The 6,909-nt window shown below is 58.9% G+C and carries 8 protein-coding genes; 4 read left to right on the top strand and 4 right to left on the bottom strand.

Annotated elements, in window-relative coordinates:
* Positions 1-1,369: family 16 glycosylhydrolase (locus GPL81_RS30685; RefSeq protein ID WP_160109837.1), on the top strand; the 1,369-nt coding region annotated here is incomplete at its 5' end.
* Between the two features lie 22 nt (positions 1,370-1,391).
* Here GPL81_RS30685 and GPL81_RS30680 read toward each other — a convergent pair.
* On the bottom strand, positions 1,392-2,060 hold the full coding sequence (locus tag GPL81_RS30680; protein WP_160109836.1) for an ATPase: 669 nt from the start codon (positions 2,058-2,060) through the stop codon (positions 1,392-1,394).
* Positions 2,061-2,360: 300 nt separating this feature from the next.
* Between GPL81_RS30680 and GPL81_RS30675 the strand changes: the two genes are divergently transcribed.
* Positions 2,361-2,609: a hypothetical protein gene (locus GPL81_RS30675; protein ID WP_160109835.1), complete on the top strand. Its 249-nt coding sequence runs from the start codon at positions 2,361-2,363 to the stop codon at positions 2,607-2,609.
* 193 nt (positions 2,610-2,802) lie between these two features.
* A complete protein-coding gene (locus tag GPL81_RS30670) occupies positions 2,803-3,540 on the top strand; it encodes a hypothetical protein (protein ID WP_160109834.1) in 738 nt (245 codons plus the stop codon).
* A gap of 40 nt (positions 3,541-3,580) precedes the next feature.
* Here GPL81_RS30670 and GPL81_RS30665 read toward each other — a convergent pair whose 3' ends face one another.
* Positions 3,581-4,387 (bottom strand): hypothetical protein, encoded by an 807-nt coding sequence (locus tag GPL81_RS30665; RefSeq protein ID WP_160109833.1) that lies wholly within the window; start codon positions 4,385-4,387, stop codon positions 3,581-3,583.
* A 501-nt stretch (positions 4,388-4,888) separates the two neighbouring features.
* Here GPL81_RS30665 and GPL81_RS30660 point away from each other — a divergent pair.
* Positions 4,889-5,803, top strand: a complete 915-nt coding sequence (locus GPL81_RS30660; protein ID WP_160109832.1) for an alpha/beta fold hydrolase — start codon at positions 4,889-4,891, stop codon at positions 5,801-5,803.
* Here GPL81_RS30660 and GPL81_RS30655 read toward each other — a convergent pair.
* Positions 5,784-6,344 carry a nucleotidyltransferase family protein gene (locus tag GPL81_RS30655; protein ID WP_160109831.1) on the bottom strand — a complete coding sequence of 187 codons (561 nt, stop codon included), beginning with the start codon at positions 6,342-6,344 and terminating at the stop codon, positions 5,784-5,786. The genes GPL81_RS30660 and GPL81_RS30655 overlap by 20 nt on opposite strands.
* Positions 6,345-6,519: 175 nt before the next feature.
* The coding region (locus GPL81_RS31680) for a hypothetical protein (protein ID WP_246219015.1) at positions 6,520-6,909 on the bottom strand (390 nt) is incomplete at its 5' end.

Below are 6,909 nucleotides of genomic sequence, written 5' to 3'. Positions count from 1 at the left end.
GGCCGATGCTTCGAGCATCAGCCTCGATGAACACCACCACGTGCTGCGCTGGAAGGACAAATCCGCCCGGAACAACCCTGTGACCACGGACGAAGCATCGGCCAGCGCACGGCCGGACTATGTGAGCAATGCTCTCAACGGTCATGCCGTGGTGCGATTGAAGGGTTCGGCGGCGTTCAGCGCCAAGGCGTTGCGCACGGCAAAAGGTCCGGTAACGCTGTTGATCGTGTCGCGGCGACTGCCGGAACAGGCCGGTGGCAAGGCCTGGCAACGCTTGTTCAGTTCGCGTCCGCAACGGGCCGATAACGATAACGTGGCGCCGAACTTCGGCATCAGCGTGCAACAGACCACCGCCTACGAGCCCGCGCTTGCCTTCCTCGAAACCAGCGATGTACCGATCGGCCCCCTCGCCGTGGGCCGCAATGTGGTCGGCACCTCTGAAATCCTGCGCGGTGACATCGCTGAAGTGCTGGTGTACGACCGCCCGCTGTCCACTCAGGTCGAGCGTCAGGCAGCGTTTGAGTACCTGGCGAAAAAATGGTCGGTCGCCATCCCGCCGCAAACCAAGGCCTGGACCCGAACCGGCCCGCTCGGCCCGGTGCCGCAGCACACCAACCCCAACCTGCCGCTGTCCGATCAGGCCAATGCCGGCCACTGGCGACTGGACCCTCGCTTCACCGACGACTTCAACGGCACTGCCCTCGACCCTAAACGCTGGCACGTCAACGACGCCACCGGCACCGATTCACTGGGACGCAAACCGGCACTGTTCACCCCCGACAACGCCCGTGTCAGCAATGGTTATCTGAACATCACCTTCCGCAAGCAAACCTTGCCCGACAAATACCTGCGCCTGGGCTTCAAGGACTACACCAGCGCCATGGTCCGCACCATTGAACGCGGCGATTACGGCTACTACGAGGCCCGGGCCAGGCCCATGAATTCGGCGGGTTCCAGCGCCTTCTGGCTGGCATGGACGGGGCTTGCCGACAACGCAACGGAAATCGACATTTTCGAGATCGGCGGCAAAACCAAAGACGGCAGATTCGACCGCTTGTACAACATGAACGCCCACGTCTGGGCGACGCCGGCCAGTACCGCGCACTTCAGCGAAGGCGGCAGCTGGACCAGCCCCTGGCGCTTCGCCGCCGCCTATCATGTGTATGGTCTGGATTGGCAACCCACCACTTTGCGCTGGTACGTCGATGGCGTGCTGGTCAGGGAAGCGAAGAACAGCCACTGGTTCTTCCCGATGCAAATCGTCTTCGACAGCGAAGCCATGTGGGATTGGTTCGGCGTCGTCAACGATGCTGATCTGCCCTCGACCTTCAGCATCGACTACATCAAGGTCTGGCGACGTGGTGGTTAGTCGCCGGGGACTGGGTCACAGGTCAATTGCTGGCGACGTGAGCGGCAGTACCGGCGGTGACCAGTGCCTTCAACGACGCATCGAATTGCTTCAGCGCGTTCACTTGCAGGTCGGTTTGCTGATTGATCTGCGCGGCGATCTGCGGCGCGGCCTTGCCATGCACCCACACCGACGGCATCTGCTGTGCCTGCGAGCCTTCGGCCTGACCGATGTATTGCAGGTCGGCATCGTAGAACTTGGCGATAAACCGCGCTTCGACCTGGTTGTTGCGTTTGGACACCAGGCGGTTGTAGGTGTCGAGCATCACCACCACATCCGGATGGGCCTGCACCGCCGCGTCGAGGTTGTCGTAGACCGTCACCGAAGCGAATTCCTTCTGTAACGACCCCATCAACCAATTGATCGCCCGCTGCGGATCGGAGCTGTCGACGAACGCCTTGGCGATCTGCGAATTCATCTCGGGATTCTGCGCGCCCTTGACTGCCACCGCGTGGTAGCTCTCAAGGTATTGTTGGGTATTGAGGGTATTTTCGCTGTACAGCACCGCCACGGTTTTCGCCTGCTGCAAACTCGCAGCGCTGTCGGCGATCGGCAGGAAGCGGCAGGACAAATCGGCAGCCACCGCCGGTGCGGTGGCCGCAATACTGCCGCTGAACACGGCGATAAAAGCCAGCAAGGTCGATATTCTCATCGCGCTGATTCCTTCAATGGCGAGATAGGTATGACCCTATCCTCCTCTGATGACAGAAAAACAGAACTTGCATTCTTTAATGATGGGTATCGATGGAATGAATGGTAGCTATGAGGATAGCTCCCCTTTAAACGAACCGCGCTTGATACGTCGCTGTTTCCCACTTGTTACCTCAGCGCCCCTGTTGTCACTTCTGCACCGCCGGACCGGTCAATACAGTAGGGCCGTCGGTGAGTATTCAGGGTCATGGGGCTGCCGGCCCTGCCCTGCGCCGATCCCCCATCACGGAAGAGGTGAATCATGCATTTCGTAACCGTTGAGAAAAACGACAAAAGCGCCCCCTCAGGGGCGGACATGAAAAAAGCCATGACTGACTCGGGTGGTACACCGATTGAGGTAACCGGGGACAACGCGGCCCGTAAACTGACGTTTACCGGTACGGTCAACCACAACACGTATCAGAACAACCTGAGGAAGGTGGCGGACGGCAAGCAAAACAGCTGGAATTTCGTCTGGGCCGACGCGTCGGCCAACAGTTCGGCTGCCTGATAACCACAGCAGGGCGGTCGAACAACCGCCCTGCTGTTTCTCCGCGTTGATACAACTGCGTTACCTGCCTGTAACGCCAAGACACTTAGCCACCCTGCTCCCTGCGCCTAAAGTGAAGCCCTCAATGGATCGACAGGGCTGACTGCCCGCCGCCCATTGATTGCCCAACACACCACCAAGGAAGAGGGAAACCATGAGCAAATCCATCGCTGTCAGCCAACAGAGCCAGCAGCTTCACAATGATGTGCAAGAAGCCGTCAAGTCGATCATGGGTGCAACGCAACTGAAGGCGCAGGATTACAACAAGGTACTGAGGTCCACCCTTGCGGCTACACAAAAAGTCGTCACCATCGAGATCGCCGCCGGCGACCTGACTTTGCTCAAGAAGTCCGGCTACAAACTGTGTTTTGCCAAGAAAGTCGGTGACGAAGACTACAACGTGGTCTGGCAGTCCTATGTCGCTTACCTGAGCAACAACGAATTTAGCTGGACGCCGCAATATCAGCTGTTCGCTTCCAATGTGTTCAAGGAAAACGTGCAAGTCAAAGTCTCGACCAACATCGTCAACATCGGTCTGGGTCAAACCTCGACGCTCGCCGATTCGGGCCTGTTGAGCCAGGCGGTGACGGGGGGTCCTGACACTTCGTTTACGTTCGTGAACAACTACGCGCCGATTCACCCAGGGGTCAACCAATTGTCCACCGGTATCGACGGCAACCAGGTCAGCACGCCCATCTACGTGGCGGTCAATCCAGTGGTGACCGGCAATACCGTGTTGACCCCGGTCGAAACCATCCTCGTGTGGTTCGAGCAAAACGTGCAGACAAGCACCATGTTCAGTTCCTCACGCTCCAAGGCGATCGAAATCGACCTGACCTTCGAAAACACCGCCGGTCGCCTTTACGAAGACGGTAAGTGGAAAACCATCTGACCCAAGCACCGGGGGGCAACCACAGGGTTGCCCCTTCCCTTCAGTTATCGTCCATTGCGCTGCCGGCGAAATACCCCGTCAGCGAGCGACAGATCGACTCCGCCAAATCCTCCTGGGTCGCAATGCCATAAGGCTGATTGCGATCGAACTGCGCCGACCAGCGAATCCGTCCCTGCGACACATCCACCAACCGCAACGACGCCCGTACCCGCGCCGGCTCTACTCGCACACTGCCCTCCAGACAGTAGCTGTAACGCCCGCCACGCTTGGGGTCCGGCGCTTGCACGCTGTTGCGCGCCACCCGCATCAACACATGGCTGGTCCCGGTCTGCGCCTGCTCGAACGACTCGAACAAGCGACAGCTCAACTCCTCGCACAGGCCACGGGTGAAGTCATCGCCATCGCGGGTGATGCAAGTAAACGGCTGGATCTGCAACACGGGATGGCGAACACCGATCCCCTTCGGTCGCAGCCGCTGATACGCGAGGCGATAACAGCCGGGTGGAATGCTCAAGCGCACCGGGTCCTGCTGACCGCTGGTGGCGTAATGCGCCGCCAGCTTGCGCCGTAATCGCCCCACCTGTACCCGCACCACCGGATCATCCCCGGTGCAGTAAATCGCCGGATCACGCCGAAACACCGCGATGCCGATGGCGTGCTCGGTAAGCGGTGAATGGGAAGACTGCAGATCGTGCTCCACCAGAAAGCGCAGCAGGCCGCCCATCCGCCTGGACTTGGCAAACAAGGGGCTGGCCAGCAACGACGCCAGCACCCGCTCCATCTCTTCACGATCGAGGGGCTCGGGAATTTCAGCCGCACTCGAATCGACTATTCGTTTGATCTCCATCGCCTGCCTCCGTGCAGGTTGCCGACAGGAATAGATGTCGTACTCCGTGAATACACCTGCAACGTGAGCCAGAAACAGGCTCGGGCGTTGCAACGAGCAAGCGTAGCAGCCGTGATGGGATCGGGAGGCGATTGCACTGATAGCAACCTGACATCCGACGAACGTTCAAATCTGGAGGGCTGTAAAATCTGTAACGCCGAAAACGACATCAACACAGTCGCCAGCATCGCCGGATGCTGCTTCATGTAGGAGCGAGCTTGCTCGCGAAAAACGTCTGGACAACGCGATCATTCAGACAGCACGCGTTATCGTTGACGTCCATCGCGAGCAAGCTTGCTCCTACAGAGAACCTCCACTCGGCCTCTCGAGCGGGCGAACACCGCGAAAAGCCAAAGCGAGGCGGCATGAGGCAACGCTTTCAACCAGACCGTCTACGCTCACCCCATCAGGATCCAACTCCCGGCCGCAAGACCCAGTTCTTTCCACACACTGGAATTCACCATGCCCCGCCTGCTGCTGACCACATTGACGCTGTTCGCTCTAAGCCTTCCGGCACACGCCGCCATGACGCCCTTCCCTGCCTCCTTCCGCACCCAGGACATCCCCGTCGAAGGCGCCACCCTGCACGTACGTATCGGCGGCAAAGGCCCGGCCGTGGTGCTTTTGCACGGTTTCGGCGACACCGGCGATATGTGGGCACCGCTGGCCGCCGATCTGGCACGGGATCACACGGTGGTGGTACCGGACCTGCGTGGAATGGGTTTGTCGTCGATTCCCGACGGCGGTTATGACAAGAAGACCCAGGCCGGTGATGTTCGTGGAGTGTTGGCGGCGTTGAAGATCGAGCATTCGGTGGTCATCGGTCACGACATCGGCACCATGGTCGCGTTCGCCTATGCCTCGCGTTATCCGGAGCGTACTGATCGTCTGGTGGTGATGGATGCGCCGGTGCCGGGCATTCCACCGTGGAACGAGATTGTCCGCTCACCGATGCTGTGGCATTTCGACTTCGGTGGACCGGATATGGAACGCTTGGTGGCCGGCCGGGAGCGGATTTATCTGGACCGCTTCTGGAACGAGTTCGCGGGCGATCCCGCCAAGGTCGATGAAGAGATCCGCCAGCACTACGCCAAGCTCTATGCTCGCCCCGGCTACATGCACGCAGCCTTCGCGCAATTTCGCAGCATTCGTCAGGATGAAGTCGACAACAAGGCGTCGATGGCGACGCGGTTGAAGATGCCGGTGCTGGCAGTCGGCGGGGAGAAATCCTTTGGGAGCAATGAAGCGATCGTGATGCGCAACGCCGCGGACAAGGTCACGGAAGTGGTGATACCGGGGGCCGGGCATTGGTTGATGGAAGAAGCTCCGACGCAGACTATTGCGGCGATTCGTAACTTTATGGCGTCAGGATCCTGAGCCAATCCCAGCGGGTTTGATAGCTCTTCGCTTTCTGATCGAACAGGTCTGGCTGCGGATTCTTTGGGTTGATACGCAGGATCCCTTGTTCCGTGTCAGCCAAACCGTTTGGCGCATAGATTTCGCCTGTTTCAACATCCAGCCCGATACAGGTACCCGCAACCAAGTAACGATCGATCCCGTCTTTAGCTGACTGAAGTTCAGGGTACGGCTTGCCAAAGCGCTGGCCGTACCAAAGGTGTACGCGAGCCTGATTCCTGATTTCAATATTCACGTCAAGATCCTGAAACAGGCGCTGAGCCGAGTGGATGACCTCGTTCTCGGCCTCCCAGGACAGATCCGTGTCGAAGTAGAAGACGTCGTAATCCTTGATGCCCCAGGCCGTGGGGCGTTGCGACTGATGATTCCACACAGCCTGGAAAAGGCAGCCCGCGGTGAGCATGCATTGATTCAGGCCGAGCGAAGGTAAGCGCGAAGTGATTTGAGCATTTATTGGATTGGTCATCGCAATGCTGACCAACGTTTCGGCTGTCAGTGTCATTTCCATTCCCTGGTGATCAAAAAGACGCCGCCAGTTTAACCCTTCATACCCGCTGCCTGACCACACCGGATAACGCCATCAGCTCAGAAGTTGTTTCCTTTCGGGCATAAAAAAACCGCATCGCTGCGGTTTTTTTAGTTGCCTACGCTGTTCATCCGGGCGTTGCTGAGCTTGCTCAATGGGATTTCTTCGTGCCCGTCATGCCAGTCTTGCTCAACCCTTTCGCATTGTGGTCGCCCGGTGTCGTGGCCGCAATGGCACGGGCTTTGGAGAGGCCGTGGGTATCTTTGGAATGGGCGATACCGGACGTTGTTGTGCCATGCCCGTTATCGTCATTGCGCTGACTGCCAAAGTGATTGCCGCTGATGCCGTGGTTGCGAGTAGCTTTGCCGGCGTGATCGCTGGCCAATCCTTTGCCATGACCATTGCTGGTGGAATTGCCGGCGTGATCCGAGCCGTTGCGCCCACCACCCACGCCTGCACCATGGCCACCACCATTTCCGCCACCATTTCCACCACCGTTTCCGCCACCATTGCCTCCGCCGTGGCCACCACCACCACCACC

This window comes from Pseudomonas izuensis, assembly GCF_009861505.1.
Taxonomy (GTDB): Bacteria; Pseudomonadota; Gammaproteobacteria; order Pseudomonadales; family Pseudomonadaceae; genus Aquipseudomonas; species Aquipseudomonas izuensis.
The sequence above is the reverse complement of the archived record's forward strand: the minus strand, read 5'-3'. Positions and strand labels throughout refer to the sequence as shown.